Raw genomic sequence first — 19,049 nt, forward strand, 5'->3', positions numbered from 1 at the left:
GCTCCCCGGGGTAAAAATAAAGCTAACGCCCCCTATTTTACTAGGGGGCGAGCCCGGATGTGGAGCTGGCTCATCTCGAGTGCCCACACAACCTCTAATTGCGTCCATATTAGCACGCGGTAGCCTGAAATCAAGTCTTTTCCCTCGAGTCCTCGACTAATATTCTCCGGGACCCAATATCGCGTGAACTCCTGTCACCAATCCGAACATCAAAAAACCGGATTGCTAAAGCTTTGGTAACAAAATCGCCGAAAGGCCTGCGCGAATTCGTAGAATACTGAAACCTTGGCTTACTATCGCCTGATGAACAACAAGCAAGTCCGGTTCCATGCCGACGACGTAAACGATCGTCACGCAGAAACCGAAGATAAAAATGGCGTACCCGAGCAGCCGATGGTCGAAAAAGACAAAGAGGGCCTGGGCCAGGACGTGGGCGTACCCATTCGCCACGACAGCAAGTCCGCCGTCCTCACCAAAGACATCCACGAAATTGCGATGTTCTTTGGCCGCTTCATCCTCATCGTTGCCGGGATCGTTGTCACCGGGTTCATTCTCAAGTACATCTGGGCCGGCCTTTTGCCAGTAATTTTGGCCCTGCTGGTAGCAACCGTCATGGTTCCAGTGGCTCACTTCCTTCGCAATAAACTGCGCTTCCCTTCCGCCCTAGCAACCTTGACCACCATGGTGGGCTTCTTTGCCATCATCGGCGGCGTCATTGCCGCCATGGTCGCAGTAGTCAGCGCCCAGGGCGAGGAACTTGTGAACCAGGCCCGCCAGGGTTTCTACGAGCTCAGTAAGCTAACGCAAAATCTCCCCGTGGAGATTCCCGTTGAGCGCCTCGATGAAGCCGTCACCGAGATCACCGGAATGGTAAAGAACCAGGCCTCTAATATTGCCGGCGGCGTGATGAGCGGTTTCTCGACCGTTTCCTCCATTGTTATCGGTCTAATCATCATGCTCTTCCTGTCCTTCTACATCACCAAGGACGGGGAGAAGTTCCTTCCTTGGCTGCGCAAATACACCGGCTCCCCGCTGGGCTGGCACCTGACCGAACTAGGCTCCCGCATCTGGAAGACCCTGTCCGGCTTCATCCAGACCCAGGCGCTGGTCGCTTTGGTCGACGCCATCTTCATTGGCCTTGGCCTCTGGGCCCTGCAGGTACCACTCGCACTGGTTATCGCCGTAGTCACCTTCTTCGCCGGCTTCATCCCGCTCATCGGCGCAATTGTTGCCGGCCTGCTGGCAGTCAGCATCGCGCTGGTCTCCAACGGCCTGACCAACGCCCTGCTAGCACTACTGCTAGTCATCCTTGTTCAGCAGTTTGAGGGCAACGTCCTACAGCCGCTGCTCCAGTCCAAGGCCATGGGCCTGCACGCCGCAATTGTCCTGCTCTCCGTTACCGTTGGCGGCGGCCTAGCCGGCATTGTGGGCGCCTTCCTGGCAGTTCCCGTTGCGGCCACCATCGCCGTGGTCCTGCGTTACCACGGAGTCACGGCCGCGCTACGCGCCGGTGAGGTTGACCCCGAGGAAGTAGATATCGTCACGCCGGGCGACCAAAACGAACATGGCTCCGTGGCCAACAAAATCCGCGAGCTCTACCGCGAACTGGCCAAAGAGAGCTACGACCCAGCGCACGAGGTCGTGGCAACTGGCAACCACGCCAAGTAATGCCTGAAGCGTTCTAGCCCCGCCTAAGGCTTTATCAACTGCTCCCCAAGAGTCAGGATTGATTTCCTCAGTCCAACTTCTGGGGAGCAGTTCGTGATCTAGGCCAAACACGGAACCACCTGCGCGCTTCTCATCGAGAATCAAGACGGCATTCAGCTTGCCGCCAAAGAAAAGAAGCTTCCGAACCTCCAGCGGGGTTCTTCAGACTCCGATTGGGGTGCTCTCCACATTTTAACGGCCGTCGACATACTCGAACGCTGCTCACGCACCAACCTTATTGCCAACCGTGCCGAAAAGTGCGAAATCTACACCAAGATACAACGCCCAGACGACGGGCCCCTTTACAAGGCAACCCAGTTAAGCAGGCTGAGTTGGACCAGGGGTTAAACGACCTACAATCACCTCGCGCCCGGCGCATGCGGCCGTCACCGCTTAACACCCCGTTCAAGGGCCCAATTTATCAGGGGCCCAATTTGATCGCACTGTGGACGCACGCACTCAGGAATTCGAACACCGCCGCCCCGCGACGCGGTCTGCACCACCTACTCGACGGCGCGAAGTTATTTTTCCTCCCCCAACAACACTAGCTGATATACCGCCCTGAACAGCTAGAACGTGGGTCAGCAGCCCGCCAAACTGGCTTCCGAGGAGGTTTGAAAAAGCATTTTTCCGAGCCAGTGTCCACCCGTTATGGTTTAATGTTTCCTATCACCATTAGAACACCCGTACGAACGACCTTAGATAGGAACCGCCATGACCTTTCAACTCAATTTCGCCACCGCGCCCCTTCGCCTAGCCGCTACGCAACAAGGTGCAACACACGGATTTTCGCGCACTCCCGCCCCTACGCTTGCGCGGCGCCGTCCAGACAGCCATGAGCCGGTGGGGGATTTGGACACCGCCAAAGACCAGCTACAGCGGGCATTCCATTCGCGGCCGGTGGTCGTGGACATTCCCGCCGCCGCGGTCGCCCCGCCGCTATTTGAGCACACCACTGCCCAAGCTGCCAGCGCGTTGCGGCGCTATGGCCTAACTGTGGCTGGCGCGGCGGACATACTCGAGGACGCTGAGCGCACCCCCGGGAGGGAGGGCCGGACCTGTTTCTGGACCGGAGATTTCTACGCCGTGGTGGATGAGCCCGCTTCCCTACTCATCGCCTGGCAGCCCCAAACCACATCTCCTCGCCCACAGTGCCGGAAGACCCCGGGAGCTAAGCGCGGCGGCCGGCGGGATACGCGCCGGCCACTGCCCACCACCCGGCGGGATTACGTCGCGGCGCTGGAATCCTTCGGCTTTGTCATCCGCGATGGCCGCAAGCACTCCAAAATCACCCACCCCGACTTCCCCGGCAACCAGTTGACCATGCCCAAGACAGCCTCCGACTACCGGTGGATTGCCAACAACGCCCGCGATATCCGCATGGTGTTTGGCGTTGATATTCGCACCAGCACCCCGGAGAAACCACAATTGCAAAGCTGCGCGTAGGCTGCCAGGAAACCCGAAGCAGTTGGCAGCAAACGCCTATAAACCATTCATTGCCGTGTCAGGAACGTGCGCCATACTTGCATCATGCGTTTGAGAGGGAGCTTGAGAACGCAGATGAGAGAGATTCCCCTTGTTCTAGAGGGGTGAACGGCTTGAGAACCCGTTCGGGAGACTAGGACACCTTGAGAGATAGAGACGCTTCAGGGCCTTGGACCACACCGTGGTTCAAGGCCCTTTAGCGTTGCCGGGTTCCGGGTTCCTGTTCGCGGTCCAGGGTTGGGGCTTGGGGAACCTAGGCCGCGCGAGTTGCGCCGGGACCTAGTGCGGTAGGAAGCCCAGCTTCTTCGCTGCCTGGTCAAGCTCAAATGCGGCGCGGTCAAGGGCGTTTGCCCACTGCCCCACGGTTTCCTCATTGGCCGGATCTGACACCTGCTTCAGCATGGTCAGTGGCACCCCGAAGTGTTGGCAGGCAGCGGCAATGGCGTAGCCCTCCATATCGCAGAGCCCGGATTCTTCAGCCAGGCGGTTGCGCAACTGGGTGTCCGTCACGAAGGTGTCGCCGGTGGCCAGACCCTGCCTGGGCAACTGCCCGGTGGTCTCCAGCTCGATGACCTCGGGCAGGAGGTAGCGGTGGATATCCGACTCAATCAGCAGGTTCCAGTCATGCTTGATGACGGTGGATATCTCAAATACGCCGTCTAGGCCATCCCGGAGTGCCCCCACAGTTCCCAGGTTCACCACGCGGTCAGGCAGTTGGCCGCGCTCACGGGCGGCCGCCAGGTACTCGGAGACTTTCATGGCGGCATTGACCGTTCCAATCCCGGTAATGAGCAGTTCCGCGTCGCTGGGCAGGTGCTTGACCTCGGCGTCAACGGCAGCTACGAATAAGATTTTTTCTTGACTCATAGCCACACACCTTAGCGCAGCACGCGGCCTACGCCCTATCCCCAGTGCGGGTTCGGGAGACTATTTTCCGCGCTAAGTCTTGAAGCACCTCGGGGCCCACCATGCCAGGGTGGGAAACCTCAAAGCGCTCGGACTCTAGGTTCCCGACCAAGGGCAGCCAGGCGTTCGCGCGGATGAGTTCGGAGCGGCCAGCCTCGTCCGCAACCGCTGTGTAATGCAGCGCGTGCCCCGGGTAACTACCGGCCGTGTGTTCCCGCATTAAACGGGCATTGTGCTTAACCATGGTCCGGATTCCGTGAATTTCGTGGTCTTCCAGTGCGGCGAAGGTACTGTTCCCGGCTTTGAGGGCCGCCAGGACTGTGTCTGGGTCTGTGGATTCTTGGGCGTCGAGCTTGATTCCTGCCATAGCCAACACTCCAGCCCACAGTTCCTCGTCCGTGGGCGGGGTAAGCTGCTGCCAAACGGCCGGCGGGTAGGCGTCTAGCAGGTAGAGCCCAGCAACGGCTATCTTCGGGTGCGCCTGCGCTAGTTGCGTTGCTACCTCGTGCGCCACCACGCCACCTACTGACCAGCCCACCAGGTGTACAGCCTTCACACCGTGGATGTTTGCCAGGTCTGCGATGAAGTCTACTGCTGCCGATGCCTGTTGCGTGATACTTTCCGCCCGCTGGGAGGCCTCCACTATCCCCAAGGACTGCATGCCAAAGATTCCGGCGGAAAATCCCGGGTCCGCGGTATGCAGCGCGTGAACTAGACGGGCATAAGACCAGGCCAGGCCACCCGCAGGGGCAAAGCATAATACTGGAGCGCCCTGCGTGAAGGCGGTGAACTCCATTACCGGGGAAAAGCCCCGGCGGGTATGCGGCGCGGGCTTTGAATCAGCGGAGCGCCCAGTGGCCCGCGCGGAACGTTCGGGGTGGTCCGGTCCAGCGGTGCTGGAATCCCAGGTGGGGTCAGGGGACGTACCGCCAGCCCCTGCCGGACCGGCGCGGTTGTCTAACAGGGCGGCTAGGCCGCGCGGGGTACTCGTGGCAAAAATATCCGCTACGTTGATATCCGCCGAGCCGCCGGCAAGCCTTATCCCTAGTTCCACCGCGCTGAGCGAACTTCCGCCCAAAGCGAAGAAGCTGACGTCAACGTCCGTCACTGGTGTTCCCAAGATGGCGGAGAACGCTTCGAGGACCGTCTTTTCGGTGTCAGTTAGCTCTTGGTTAGCAGTGGGGGCCGTGCCGCTGGGCGGGAGCGCAGGTTCCGGTAGTGCCGCTACATCAAGCTTGCCGTTGGGGGTTAGGGGCAGGGTGTGGACTGGAAGGTAGAAGGTGGGAACCATGTATTCCGGTAGGTGGCCTGCGGCTAGCTCGCGGAGATCGCGGGAGAGATCTTCCGCGCGGTCTGTTGGGGACTGGGGTTTCGTTGGGATGTAAAAAGCCGCCAGGTAGGGGTTGTCCCCGCGGTGTTTTAACACCACAGCGGCCTCATTGACCTGGGGGTGGGTGCTGAGAACCTGGGATATTTCCGAAAGTTCTAGGCGCTGGCCGTGAATCTTGACCTGGGAGTCTGCGCGGCCCAGGTAGTGGATACTCCCGTTGCGCCAGGCGGCTATGTCCCCGGAGTTATAGACCCGCCCGGCTGTGGCTGGGAGCTGGGGGTTGGAAAAGAAGCGCTCATCGGTTAGTTCCGGTTGGCCGCAGTAGCCCAAAGCAACCTGCACCCCGCCAATGAGCAAGGTGCCGGGGACGCCCGGAGGTACCGGAGCAAAATAGTGGTCCACCAGGTGAATCTGGGTGTTCCAGACGGGCGCGCCGATGGGGATGGTCTGCTCTGTGCCCGTCACCGTATGCGCGGTGACGTCAATTGCGGCCTCCGCTGGGCCGTAGAGGTTATGGATCTGCGCCCCGAAGATCTCCCGCGCGCGGTTAGCCGTAGCACTATCCAGTGCCTCCCCGGATGAGATCACCGCCCGCAGCCGGAAGGCCTCCGCACCGGCCTGCCATTGCGCGCTGGAGATGTAGGAGAGAAAGACCTTGAGGGCCGAGGGCACGAAGTGGCAGAAGGTGGCCCCGGATGAGACGAGCTGAGCTGCGATTTCGGCTGGGTTGCGGTGCGATTGTGGGAGCGCCAAAGCGGTGGGGACACCGTGGGTAAGCGCAAGCAGGTATTCCCACACGGAGACGTCGAAGGAACTTGGGGTTTTATGCAGCAGCACGTCTTTTTCCCCAAATCCGTACCAGTCGCACATCCATGCCAAGCGGTTGACGATACCCCTTTGCGGCACGGCCACCGCCTTGGGAACGCCGGTGGATCCGGAGGTAAACAGGATGTACGCGCATTCCGGGTCCACGGTTGGCTGGAAGCGGTGTCCGGGAAAGCCCTCCGGGTTAAAGCCTTTTACTGCGGTGTGCAGTGTGGGCACTGCGCCAGTTACGGAAGGGTCATGGTCACCGGCTGTGGTGATAACCAGCCCGGCGCCGGAAGCTATCACCATGTGACGGCGGCGCGCCACCGGCAACGTTGGGTCGACCGGGCACCAGGCCACACCTAGTTGGGCGCAAGCGGCAACCGCGTAGAAAAACTGCTCGCCCCTTTCCATGTGGATAGCGACCACGTGGCCCGGCCCCAAGCCGTAACCGGCCAACGCCTGAGCGCGGGAGTCAACTTGGTCCCAGACATCTTGCCAGGTAAGCCACGTGGGCCCACCCTTCCAGTCTTCCGCCCGGGAGGGATCGAAGACCCCCAAGATGTGGGATTCGGGCCGGGCTGCGGCGCGGGTGCGCGCTATGAGCTCAGGGAGGTTGGCCGCCGGCATATCGTGGCTAGTGCGGTTGCTCGCGGCTATCGCAGATAGTTCCGCCGGCAAGGCCACGCTGCGCCCGGCGAACAGCGGCCGGGACAGCTCTTTGGGCTCCGGCAGATGGCTCAGGAAGTTAGCTAGCCTAGCAGCGTGCGTTTCCACGTCCGCGCGGAGATTAGAGCCCCGCGCCATGACCTGAATCTCCAAAGTCTGGTCGCTGCGGGATTCAACGATGAACTCGCAATCATTGATGGGGCCTACCGAAACGGTGCGCAAGCTGGCGCGGCAATCCCCAAAGGCGAACGTGGGGCTGAATGGGCGGAAGTTCACGTGGGGCCCCACCAGGCGCGCTTGCGGGTCCTTTAGCCCGCGCAGCACCCTTATCTGGTGCCCTAATACGTCCGAGTGCTGGCGCAGCTGTGCCAGCGCACTAGCTACTCCGGCGGCAGTCACACCGTCCGCAGAATCCAGTTGGGGTGAGCGCGCCGGGTTCAGCGCTACCACCAACGGCAAGACTGTGACCGTGGGGGCCTGTTCCACCAGCTTTTGACCCATGGGGCGGTTCATCATGGGCAGTCCCAAGCTAATGTACTGGTCCGATCCGGATAGGACAGCACAATAATGGGCCGCCGCACCAAAAATAATCTCCAACTCACTCACACCCGCAGCACTGGCGCAGGCCCGCAGCCGCTGGCGGGATGCAACGTCTACGGTGGCTGCGGCGTGGACCATCAGGGTATCGGCAGCTGGGGCGGACATGATGGTATCCGGGGCGAAAACGGGAAGCTCTTTCCAGAAATCTGCGGTCGCGGCCGCCGGTTCCGGGGTGCGGACTTCAGTTCCCGCAGGCACACTAGGGAGTTGCCGAAAGGGACTTGGTGGGTCCCCTTGGCCCGCCTGGCGCGCGCTGAAAGTAGCGGCAATCCAGCGGATCAGGGTGTTGACAAAGAAGCCGTCGCAGCAGATATGGTGGAAGCGCGCGAGCCAAAAGACGCGCCCATCTGCGCCGGCAAAGATCCAGTGCGCGGTCAGTACTGCGCCGGAGAGCTCCGTACCGGCTTCCGTGGTGATAAGCCGGCTTGCGTGGTCTAGCGGCTGGTCAACACGGTGGTCAAGGTGCCGGACCTGGATGGGGTTAGGCACCCGCACGGCGGTGTGGGGATTGGGGTAGCGAGCCTGGAATACCTCCAGCGCCTCCAGGCAGTCGGTGATACACCGCGCCAGCAAGCCGGTATCCATACCATCCGCGGGGAACTCCACCAGCTCAGCCGTCTGGTACTGCGCCCCGCTGGGATCACTCATATGGGCCAACCACAGGGCCTGCTGATTGGGGTTGAGGGCAAAGTGGGTGCTCATGGTGATCCTTCCGGGGCGGGGACTAAAAACAGTTGGGATTAAGGGCGGCTGGGGGCAAGCCCTTCAGCGCGGCCGCCAGATGGCTAAGAAGAAGCTCGCGCCACCACGCTATGTCGTGGCCGCCATCAACCGTTTGATAGGTGTGCGGCCACCCGCAATCTTCCAACGCGAAGGCCAGGTTCAGACAGTGTGGCAAGAGCTGGTCTTCCCGTAGTCCAGCCGCCAGATAGACGATAGGGAAATCCGGAAAATCAGCGGCAGATTTGGCATAGAGGCGTTCCACCAGCCAGGGAGTAATTTGCGTGTGCAAATCCCGCGGGCTAGCCCCGGGGGCGGGGCTCCACCACAAGGAGGGCGAATAGGTAATGACGCTACTGAAAGCCTGGGGCGAGTCCATGGCAGCTATCAACGCGTTGAAGGCCCCTAGGCTCTGCCCAGCAATAATTGGGGGCAAATCGCTCAACTGGTGGCCGGAATTCTTAGCCTCCCGGCGCGCCAGGCCCGCAAGTCCGGAGGTTAGCTCCGCCTGAAACTGGGAGTTTAACCCCAAGCTTTCCTTGCGGTCCGCAGCACTGGCAAAGCCACGGCCGATCACCGCCACCGGAGGTAGCTTCCCAGTGGCTATCGCCTGCCCTAAAACCAGGTCTAGGCGTTGGCGGGTGAACCAGACATCGGCATCGGCAAGTATGAGCAAGGGCAAGTCCTGGAACGCGGCCGCAGGGGCCCACCAGAAGTATTGCTTTCCGCCCTCAGTGAAGGTGCGGTAGCTGGCCGGGCGGTGCCTGTCCAGTCTCGCCCACTGCGTACTCGGGGACTGGCGGGCACCCAGCAGCAAGGAAAGCCCGCACGAACCGGCATCCACCACCGTGCCGCCCCGGGCAAAGGGATCCCGCGCGTGAGGGAACTGGTTGTGCCCCGGTGGTCTATGCCCGCCCGCGTTAAGGCGGAAACAATACGCGGCGCGGACCGTTGGGGGCACGTACACCGTGCGAACCCACACACTGGTCCCAGGGACCTGGCGCATGACTCCGTGTTCATGGTGGGCCTTGTCGGTGAGGCGGTTGATCCACAGGTGTACTTCACGGACCGGCTCCTCCGGGAGGGCCGCCCCCAAGGTGTCCGTGTCCACGATAAACGTCATCAACGGGCGCGTGGGATGGACCAGTGGGGTGCCCGCGGCGCTAAGCCTGGCGAACAGCTCCCGAGGATTCGCACTTGTAGCGAAGAGCTCAATGAGCTCATCATCTGTATAGAACATGCCGCCGCGGTTGCTAAGCATCCTGGGTAAGTAGGCTTACCCAATCACCAACGGTGGGCGCTGCGATGAGCTCGTTGAAATCCACCTCGTGGCCCTCCGCACGCCACTTTTCGGTCAACATGATGAGTTTCATGGAGTCCAACCCCAGGTCGCTAAGCAACTGCTCATCTCTAAGATCACTTGCGCCTATGTTGTTGTCTACCGCCGCCGCCAGGTCAGCGCGAATTTTTGCTTCTGAAAGTGCCATACTGTTAAAACTTCCTTCTAGTTGTTGTTTTGGGTGGCATATTGCTGGACCATTGCGCGTAATTCCTTGCGGCTGGTCTTGCCCACGCCGGTGTGGGGAAAACTGGCCGCAAATTCGAAGAAATCCGGCAGCTTGTACTCCGCGAGGCCGCGCTCACGAAGATAGGACCGTACGGCCACCGCGTCCAGATCTTTACCGGTGCTACCTTCCGTACGCACGATGAAGGCAAAAACCTTCTCCCCTTGCGAGTCATCCGCAACCGCCACTACCGCCGCGTCCAGGATGTCCGGATGGGAAATCAGGTGATCCTCTATTTCCTCAGCGGAGATTTTCTCCCCGCCCCGGTTAATCTGATCCTTGGATCGCCCCTCCACCACCAGGTGACCGGAGGGCAACTGGCGCACGATATCGCCCGTGGAATAGAACCCACCGGCGGTAAAAGAACCGGGGTCTGCGCCCTGGAAATAGCCGGTGATGGTGTACGGTCCGCGCGTAAGCAGGTGGCCACGCTGCCCGGGAACTACATCCTCCCCGTTGTCATCAACAACCCGTATCTCATCATCCGGTGAAATGGGCTTGCCCTGGGTAGTCTCAATCAGCTCTGCCGGATCATCCAAGCGGGTGTAGTTAACCAAACCTTCCGCCATGCCAAAGACCTGCTGGAGTGTGCAGCCCAGCTCCGGGGCCACACGGCGGGCTGCCTCCGGGGTGAACTTGGCACCGCCCACCTGCAGCACCTCCAAAGATTCCAGGTTGGGTTTAAGCACCGGTGCCAAGGACAGCCACGCCAACGCCAAGGGTGGAACCAACGCGGTCATGGTGATTTCCTCCGCCGCAATGAGGCCAAACGCGGTGGAAGGGGAAGGATCAGCGGTCATCACTACACAACCACCAGCCCAGAACACGCCCAAGATGCCCGGCGAGGACATGGTGAAGTTGTGTGAGACCGGCAGAACCACCAAGAAGCGGGTTGCCGGGGACAGCCAGCAAATCTTGGCCGACTCCCGGACCGAATAAAGGTAGTCCGCATGCGTGCGCGGGATGAGCTTGGGTATTCCCGTGGTTCCACCCGAAACCTGCAAGAAAGCCAGGTCCGTAGAAACGGGGTTAACAGCATCAAGGGCCCGCACACTGGAACTATCCGCACCTTCCCACACCGCAGGGCTCAAGCACACATTGTCCCCCGCGTCTGCTCTGGCAATGATAACGGCAAGCTCAGGGGTATCCTCCCGCAAACTCTCCGCTAGTTCCCGATGGTTGAAACCCTGGTACTTATCCGCACAGATCAAAGCCTTGGCTTTGGTCTGCGCAATGAAGTGCCCCAGCTCCTCGCGCCGGTGTGCCGGCAGGCTGAAGACCGGCCGCGCCCCCAAGCGAAAAAGGGCACCAATAACCAACACGTACTCGTAGATATTTGGCAGCTGCACCACCACAAAATCTTCCGGGTTAATGCCCTGGCCGGCCAGGAAATCAGCCGTCGCAGTAATCTGCTGATTAAGCTGCCGGTACGTTGCCCGGCGCGCCGCGCCCTGGCAATCCTTAGCCACCAAGGCCTCATTGTCCGGGAAAGTTCCAGCACACGTGGCAAAGAACTCCGCAAAGGTATCTTCAGTCCAGTAGCCCTTTTCTTGATACTGCTTTGCCCGCTCTGGCGGGAAGTATTCCGGCTGTTTAACCAAGTCTGACATTGTTTATCTTTCGCCTTAATCCACGTCTGTATTTAGTGTTAATTTCTCTGGTTCTAACCCCAGCACCGCTCGGATGGGACCCAGCTTCGCGGAGGTTTCCGCGAGTTCTTCCGCCGGCACGGAGTCCGCCACGATGCCGCCGCCGGCATAGGCCGTGATGGCTTCTGGCTCCACGAGCGCGCTGCGGATGGATACCCGCCATTCGCCGTTGCCCTGGGAGTCCGCCCACCCCACGACACCGCTGTAGAAGTTCCGGTTAGGCTCCTGCCGCGCCAGCATCTCCCGCGCTTGAGGGGCCGGGTGGCCGTTGACGGCGGCGGTGGGGTGCAGCATATGCGCCAGGGACAGCGCGGAGATATCTTCGGCCAGCTGCCCCACAATCTTGGTTCCCAGGTGCCATGTGTGGGCAGTGTGCATAAGCTCCGGCTGCGGGGGCACCTCCAAGTGAGTGCACAGCGGGCCCAGTACCTCAGCTATTCCCTCGGTGACGTAGGCATGCTCAACATGGTCCTTCGTGGAGGTAAGCAGCGCCTGCGCACGGGCGTTATCGATCTCCGGGTCGTGGCTGCGCGGGGCCGTGCCCGCCAAGGGGAAAGACTCAATCCAGCGGCCTTGTTTGCGGATTAAGACCTCCGGGCTGGGCCCCACAAAATACGCGCCGCCGCCAACGGCCGTTAAGTAGCCGTATCCGGTACCAGCGGTGGCCATGTATTTAGCCAAGATGGCCTCCGCGCTAACCGGTGCCGCTAACTGGTAGCGCTGCGCCCGGGACAGGACAATCTTTTTCAAGCTGCCTTGCTTGATAGTTTCCACCGCCTGCGCGACTGCCCGCTGGTGTTCCTGCGGGCTGGGGTGGTCTTCTACTCCAATGACCTGAGCGTCCAGCCAGGTTTCCAGCTGCGGCAGCTTTTCACCAAACTCCCAGGAGTCCGGCTGGAACAGGTAGGCGGGGTCCCTGCGGTGGAAGGGGATGGCCCCCACCAGTAACTTTCCCGGCTGTTGTAAGAAACCTTCCGCTTCTGCCAGCGTTGTAAACGCTACTTCTACCCCGCGCGCAGCCAGGGTGCGCGAGTGGTCAGCAAAAATAAAACTGTACATTTTTACCGAATCCCCGCTAACTAACCGCCGCCGCAGACACGGCCTCACAAGCCGCCGCTGCGTCTAGCACCACACCGCAACGCTTTGCCACCCACTCCAGCGCCTGCTGGTGCTCCCCGGCACTAAAGTCTGCGATGGCGTCGCTAACCATAAACGGCTGAATATCTTTCATAAAGGCGTCCCCCGCGCTGACTTGGCACCCCATGTGCCCGTATACGCCGGTGATTATCAGCTGATCCCGGCCCGCAAAGGACATTGCCTGTGCCAGACCGGTGCGCTCAAACGCGGAATAGCGCCACTTGGTGATTACCTCATCACCCGGCTGGGGTGCCAGCGCCGTGATAATGCCTGCTTCTTCTTCCGTCTGCATGCCCTGCCCCCACACCTCGCTCAGCAGCCCGCGCTGCAAGGGGTGCTGGCGGGGCGGTTGCGCCGAGTAAAACACCGGCACCCCGGCTTCTCGCGCAGCCTCCAGCAGCCGCGCGATGTTGGCAATGACCGGTTTGATTGGCGCGTGCCCCGGGTCGTAAGCCGCAATGAAATAGTTCTGCATGTCATGAACTAGTAGCGCCGCTCGCTGCGGGTCAAGCTCCCACGCGGCCGCGCGCCGCTGCGGGGGTTGAGGGATGTCGTAGTTGGGGATTGCAGGTATAGCCATGGAAAATATCCTTTACGTAATCTAGCTATCGAGGGTGGCTCCGCCATCCACGCGCATATCGTGCATGGTGATGTGCCCGGCGGCAGGAGAGATAAGAAACAGGCAGGCCGCCGCAACGTCTTGCGGTTGCGCTAGCTTGCCTAGCGGGATTCCCAGGCGGTAGGTGTCCTGGTTGCCCGCAATTACGGCCGCGGATTCATCCGCGCCGGGTGCCCACATCCCTTCCAGCATGGGTGTGCGCGTGGAGCCAGGGGAAACCACGTTGCAGCGCACCCCGTGCGGCGCGCATTCTAGGGCTAGCGTTTTTGTCCACGCGGTAACCGCCGCCTTGGACGCACCGTAGCTGGCCATGCCCACGCGCGGGGTGGTTGCCGCGTTGGAGGACACCACCACAACTGCGCCGCTGCCCTGCTGGCACATCTGGCGCGCTACGGGCGCTACCACGTTGACGGTTCCGCCAAAATTCACTGCGAAGTTAGCGTTATCTTCTGGCTCCAGCGCACAGTCCGGTTCCATCACGCCGGCCACGTGAATCAAGGCATCTACCGGCCCGCGCGCCTCCACGGCTTTGCGGAGATGTTGCTGCACCGCCTCTGCGTCCCGCACATCTACTTCCGGTAAGTCCCAGGCCGTAACCTGGCCGCCACTGTCAGCTGCCAGGTCCAGCACTGCTTTGCCGATACCCCCTCCAGCCCCCGTTATCAACAGGTGCCGGAATCCGGTGTCCCAGGTGGCCATGGCCGCACGCTCCTTCAAGGTTTCCTGCGCCGCACAGGGCCAGGTGCCCGCAACGCAGACGAGCGCGTGCGGGATTCCTCCCCCAGAACAATGCAAAGGTTGGTAATAAAATTCATCCGAAAGACGTAACAATTGAACCACGACCGCGGATAAATGGCCAGTTTTTAGGACAGGTTTACCTCATTTTCTGCCGTTGCCGCCCTCAAGGACATAGCGGAACCTGACTGCGCCTGGACAACTTAGCCCCTTGTATCGAGCAACGTTTAACACGTTCCAGGTAGCGTCATTCAGGTAGCGTCATTTTCAGTGCTACAAGTGGTTGGATGGAACGGCCAGTTTTTGGAAAGGGCTTGGACCTAGTTCCCCGGATCAAGCAAGTTTGCCGATTGATCGAGAGGACTTCGTGGCAGTCCACGGCCCTCTTCCAGATAGGCGTCAATGTCAAACTCCGGCACTTCTCCCATTAACTCTTCGGGAGTCAAAATAGCCAGTTCTAGAGCGGTAAATCCCCCCGAAGGTTCGTCCATCAGAAAAGAACTCCTTCATAGACTTGGCAGTCACTTGGCTTCTGAACCGGGACCCTACCACACCGGCTGCACCGCGGTAAAGGGTATTACAGAGCCGGACAGGGGCCGGCCCGCACTGACTCCCACTTTTTGGCTCCCAAGGTTTAGGCTGTTTGATAACTGCGCAAACCCAAAAGGAGCCCTACTACCCCATGTCTTCCGTGTTCGGCTGGATAGCTATCCTCGCATCACTTCCGGTGTGGGGCTACTTCTTCTACCGCGCGTGGAAAATGTACGCGTTTATCAGCTCCGGCGGACCTAACTCCGTCACGCGCACGGACAAACCCGCCAGGCGCCTCAAGCGCGTCATCGTTGAGGTCTTCGGCCACACGCACTTCAAGGGCCGCCCCTTTGTCAACGCCGCGCACTGGGCCGTCATGGTGGGCTTCCTCTTTGGCATAGTGGTCTGGTTCGAGGCCTACATCCAAACCTTCGCGCCCGCGCGCGGGTGGCCGCTCATATCCAACCTGGCGGCCTATCACCTGGTGGAAGAAGTCCTGGCCATAGCCACGGTCCTGGGCATTAGCTTCCTTGCTTTCATCCGCTGGCGGAAACCAGCCCGGTTTGAAAACTCCCAAACCCTGCCGGCAATTCTGGTGGAGGCAATCGTCTTCTCTGAAGGCCTGGGCATGCTGTTTGTGAAGGCCGCCAAAATTGCGGCCTACGGTCACGGACACATGGCCACGGATTTTGTCTCCCTCCCGCTATCCCACCTGCTGCCGGCCAGCCCCGCACTAGTCTCCGGATTGGCGCTCTTTAAGCTGCTCACCGGCCTGGCGTTCATCGTGGCCATCTCCCGCTACTTCACATGGGGTGTCATGTGGCACCGCTTCTTAGCCTTTTTCAACATCTTCTTCCAACGCAACCCCAGCGGGGAAAAAGCCCTGGGCAAACTCCCCACCCCGGACCTGGAAGAAGACGTCACTTTCCACAGCTGGAAGATGCTGCTGGACTCCACCACCTGCACAGAATGCGGGCGCTGCCAGGATCTTTGCCCCGCCTGGAACACGGACAAGCCGCTGAGCCCCAAGAAGTTCATGACCGACCTACGCGACGCCGCCGTGGACCAGCACGCCAACCTCAACGTCCTCAACCTCACCGGCGTGATTGACGATGACGTCCTGTGGTCCTGCACCAACTGCGGCGCCTGCGTGGACCAGTGCCCCGTGGACATTGAACACATTGACCACATCAGCGACCTACGCCGCTTCAAGGTCCTGGCGGAATCCGACTTCCCCTCCGAGCTGACTTCCCTGTTTAAAAACATTGAGAACAAGGGCAACCCCTGGGGCCGCAATAACTCTGAGCGCCGCACCTGGATCGATGAGGTCCGCGCCCAAGGCATTGAGGTCCCCATCATCGGCGAGGATGACTTCACCGACATGGAGTACCTGTTCTGGGTGGGTTGCGCCGGCGCTTATGACGATGCCGCCCGCGCCACCACCAAAGCCACCGTCCAGCTCCTGCACACCGCCGGGGTCAAGTTCGGTGTGCTGGCCACCGGGGAAACCTGCACCGGGGACCCGGCGCGTCGCGCCGGCCACGAATTCCTCTTCCAGATGATGGCCCAGCAGAATGTGGAAACCCTCAACAGCGCTTTCTCCGACTTTGACGCCACCGAGAAATCCCAGCGCAAAATCATCACCACCTGCGCGCACTGCTTCAACACCATCCGCAACGAATACCCCGACTTTGACGGCCACTTTGAGGTCTTCCACCACACCCAGCTTCTCAACCGCCTAGTCCGCGAGGGTCTGCTCAAACCCGTCCCCCGCACCCCGAATAACCGCAAACCCATTACCTACCACGACCCCTGTTTCCTGGGCCGCCACAACAAGGTCTACGACCCACCCCGTGAGCTACTCGAAGCCACCGGCGTGCAGCTGCGGGAGATGGATCAAAACAAGGAAACCGCCATGTGCTGCGGTGCCGGCGGCGCCCGCATGTTCATGGAGGAAAAGCAAGGCCAGCGCATCAACGAAGTCCGCTCCGCCCAGGCGGTTGCCACCGGCGCGGAGGAAGTTGCCACCGGCTGCCCCTTCTGCAATGTCATGTTCACCGGCGGGCTCAAAGCCGTGACCAGTGCCACCGGCGGTGACTCCCCCGCCCCGCGCGTCAACGATGTGGCCATCATGCTGCGTAACTCCATCACTGACGCCGACGGCAACCTGCCCACCGCCCGCCCCAAGGCCTTCCTGGGCCAACCCGTCCGCCGCCTTTCCAGGCCACAATCTTCGCAGGTAACGCAGTCCCCCACTCCCACGGCACCTAAAACCCCCGTAGCGCCCAAACCCCCTGCACCAGCGCCAGCAGCGCCAGTAGCGCCAGCGCCAGCAGTGCCAACACCACCGGCAAACGCAAGCACAACACCAGCACCACCGGCCGCACCGGCTGGAGTAGCACCAGCAGCGCCAGCGCCAGGTGTACCAGCAGCGCCAACACCGCCAGCACCTCCGAAACCACCAGCACCTCCGGCTGGAGTAGCACCAGCAGCGCCAACACCACCAGTGCCACCGGCAGCAGCTCCACCGGCTGGAGCAGCACCGGCAGCCCCCACGCCACCAGCACCAGGTGTGCCAACGCCACCGCAAGCGCCCGTAGTAGCGCCAGCTGTACCAACGCCACCGGCAGCGCCAACGCCACCAGCACCTCCGACTGGAGTAGCGCCAGCTGTACCAGCAGTGCCATCGCCGCCGGCCGCGCCCACACCACCGGCAGTAGCAGCCCCACCGGCTGGAGTAGCACCAGCAGCACCAACAGTGCCAACACCACCGGCCGCACCCACACCACCGCCGCCTCCGGCTGGAGTAGCACCACCACAGCCACCTGCAGCAGCTCCAGCGCCACCAGCTGGAGCGGCACCGGCAGCCCCCACGCCACCGCCGCCAGCTGTACCAGCGCCACCGGCTGCGCCGCCAGCACCGGGAATTCCGTTACCACCGCCGCCCCCAAGTTAAGGCCAAGTGCTCGGGGGTTTAAGCCCGAAACGGGCGCCATACCTTGCCATGTCACCTTGCTCGAAAGAGTCCGTGCCTGGCTCGGACTGCAAAAATTGTGACACCTAGCGTGAGCCAAACACCTGTGCGCTTGATAACACGTTCGTTCAATAGTTAAATACCGGCGGCTCTTGCGTAAGATCTACTCCATGCTTTCTACTGCGGGGTTTGGCCCTGACACTATTTATTTAGCTGCTGGCGCAACTGAATACACTGACTCGTTGAAGTCCTTTGCCTGGATTATGGCCGCAGCCTTGCTCGCGCCCTTGGTTTCTTTCATGCTGGGGCGGAAAATGCCTGCTGTGGCCCTACTGATCATCTTCGGAATGATAATTGGCCCGTCAATCATGGACGTGGCGCATCAAGACGCTGGTATTGGCATGGTCAAAGAGCTGGGTGTCGGCGCGCTGTTTTTGCTTGCAGGCTTTGAAATTGATCTTTCCACCATGAAATCCCGTGAGGCTAAAAACGCGCTGTCGACGTGGACCATGTGTCTAGCGGCCTGTGTTGTGGGGGCCTTTTTCCTGGTGGACGGTTTTTCCATGGCACTGGTCATGGGGTTGGCACTGACGTCCACGGCGTTGGGAACTATCATGCCGGTTTTGCAGCAGGAGAAACTCAACGGCACCGTGGTTGGCAACTCCGTCATGATTCACGGGGCGGTGGGTGAAGTTGCTCCAATTACAGTTATGGCCCTGCTGTTGGGTACACGGGATACCTTCTTGACGGCGATCATCTTGCTAGGTTTCATAGCCATTGCCGGTTTGATGATGTTCGCGCCGCAATTGATTGCAAAGATGTTGCCGGTGCTTCGCAAGGCGTTTGTTGCCAGTGCGGGGGCCACTAACCAAACTACGCTGCGCTTAATTATCACGGTGCTAGCCATCCTGATGGCTATTGCGGCAGTATTTGAACTCGATATTGTGCTGGGTGCCTTTGCCGCCGGCATTATTTTCAACCGCATTATTCCGGAAGAGATGCACAAGAGCCTTGAGAACCGAATGAACATTGTGTTCCATTCCATGTTGATTCCGGCCTTCTTTGTGGTTTCCGGTATGTCCATTAACTGGGATTCCATTGTTGGCAATCCTTTAAAGGTTCTGGGTATTCCGTTGCTCATTTTGTTTACTCGCGGTCTTCCTGTTTTCTTGCGGGAAAATGTTCACCACACTGGCTCGGAGATGGAGACTTGGCGGGAGCGTCTGCAGGTGGCACTGTTTGCGGCCACGGGTCTGCCCATCATCGTTGCGGTGACCACCATTGCGGTTGATTCGGAGATTATGGGTACGGAAACTGCTTCTATATTCATTGCTGGTGGCGCGCTCACTGTTGCTATATTCCCGTTACTAGCTGTGCTGGTGGGCCCAAAGAAGCCCCGGAAAGCCTCAAGCTCTGATGACGAGGACAAGCAAAGTGCCGGTCAGCATCCGGCGGACTCCGGCGATGGCCAAGACACTGATGAAGACGAGGATGAGCACTCCCACGAGGATCTGGCCAAAGGCATGGTGTGTGATGTTGATGACGGTGAGGCGCAGAAGGTTCAAGAAGATGCGGGACAAAGGTCTTAGGTACCTTGGCCAGTTGGCAGGGTAAG

Annotated in this window: 13 protein-coding genes; 4 read left to right on the forward strand and 9 right to left on the reverse strand. The window is 60.4% G+C overall.

The genetic code is table 11. The annotated features are described in order from the left end of the window. The first annotated feature begins 285 nt into the window (after window positions 1-285). Together F4V58_RS10590 and F4V58_RS10595 are read left to right on the forward strand one after the other, a co-directional pair. Window positions 286-1,668: an AI-2E family transporter gene (locus F4V58_RS10590; protein ID WP_342743278.1), complete on the forward strand. Its 1,383-nt coding sequence runs from the start codon at window positions 286-288 to the stop codon at window positions 1,666-1,668. A 753-nt stretch (window positions 1,669-2,421) separates the two neighbouring features. Then, window positions 2,422-3,153, forward strand: coding sequence for a hypothetical protein (locus tag F4V58_RS10595; RefSeq protein WP_075735835.1), 732 nt, complete (start codon window positions 2,422-2,424; stop codon window positions 3,151-3,153). A gap of 318 nt (window positions 3,154-3,471) precedes the next feature. Here F4V58_RS10595 and F4V58_RS10600 read toward each other — a convergent pair whose 3' ends face one another. From F4V58_RS10600 to F4V58_RS12600, 9 genes are all read right to left on the reverse strand, one after another. Then, window positions 3,472-4,059, reverse strand: a complete 588-nt coding sequence (locus F4V58_RS10600; RefSeq protein WP_075735837.1) for a nucleosidase — start codon at window positions 4,057-4,059, stop codon at window positions 3,472-3,474. Window positions 4,060-4,087: 28 nt separating this feature from the next. Next, window positions 4,088-8,206, reverse strand: coding sequence for a non-ribosomal peptide synthetase (locus F4V58_RS10605; protein ID WP_075735839.1), 4,119 nt, complete (start codon window positions 8,204-8,206; stop codon window positions 4,088-4,090). 22 nt (window positions 8,207-8,228) lie between these two features. Beyond that, a complete protein-coding gene (locus tag F4V58_RS10610; RefSeq protein WP_075736715.1) occupies window positions 8,229-9,464 on the reverse strand; it encodes an alpha/beta hydrolase in 1,236 nt (411 codons plus the stop codon). A 13-nt stretch (window positions 9,465-9,477) separates the two neighbouring features. Then, entirely contained in the window at window positions 9,478-9,711 is a 234-nt protein-coding gene (locus tag F4V58_RS10615; RefSeq protein WP_075735841.1) for a phosphopantetheine-binding protein, read from the reverse strand. 17 nt (window positions 9,712-9,728) lie between these two features. Then, a complete protein-coding gene (locus F4V58_RS10620) occupies window positions 9,729-11,399 on the reverse strand; it encodes a (2,3-dihydroxybenzoyl)adenylate synthase (RefSeq protein ID WP_075735843.1) in 1,671 nt (556 codons plus the stop codon). Window positions 11,400-11,414: 15 nt separating this feature from the next. Next, window positions 11,415-12,497 (reverse strand): isochorismate synthase, encoded by a 1,083-nt coding sequence (locus tag F4V58_RS10625; RefSeq protein ID WP_075735845.1) that lies wholly within the window; start codon window positions 12,495-12,497, stop codon window positions 11,415-11,417. Between the two features lie 16 nt (window positions 12,498-12,513). Further along, the gene (locus tag F4V58_RS10630) at window positions 12,514-13,155 is read right to left on the reverse strand and encodes an isochorismatase family protein (RefSeq protein ID WP_075735847.1); all 642 of its coding nucleotides are present in this window, start codon (window positions 13,153-13,155) and stop codon (window positions 12,514-12,516) included. 21 nt (window positions 13,156-13,176) lie between these two features. Continuing rightward, entirely contained in the window at window positions 13,177-13,893 is a 717-nt protein-coding gene (locus F4V58_RS10635; protein ID WP_075735849.1) for an SDR family oxidoreductase, read from the reverse strand. Between the two features lie 356 nt (window positions 13,894-14,249). Beyond that, window positions 14,250-14,420, reverse strand: a complete 171-nt coding sequence (locus F4V58_RS12600; protein WP_157105781.1) for a hypothetical protein — start codon at window positions 14,418-14,420, stop codon at window positions 14,250-14,252. A 191-nt stretch (window positions 14,421-14,611) separates the two neighbouring features. Between F4V58_RS12600 and F4V58_RS10640 the strand changes: the two genes are divergently transcribed. Both F4V58_RS10640 and F4V58_RS10645 read left to right on the forward strand, forming a co-directional pair. Further along, on the forward strand, window positions 14,612-17,416 hold the full coding sequence (locus F4V58_RS10640; RefSeq protein ID WP_211272748.1) for a (Fe-S)-binding protein: 2,805 nt from the start codon (window positions 14,612-14,614) through the stop codon (window positions 17,414-17,416). Between the two features lie 188 nt (window positions 17,417-17,604). Beyond that, the gene (locus tag F4V58_RS10645) at window positions 17,605-19,023 is read left to right on the forward strand and encodes a cation:proton antiporter (protein WP_084559772.1); all 1,419 of its coding nucleotides are present in this window, start codon (window positions 17,605-17,607) and stop codon (window positions 19,021-19,023) included. Window positions 19,024-19,049 lie beyond the last annotated feature (26 nt).

This window comes from Corynebacterium phocae (assembly GCF_008693075.1).
Taxonomy (GTDB): domain Bacteria; phylum Actinomycetota; class Actinomycetes; order Mycobacteriales; family Mycobacteriaceae; genus Corynebacterium; species Corynebacterium phocae.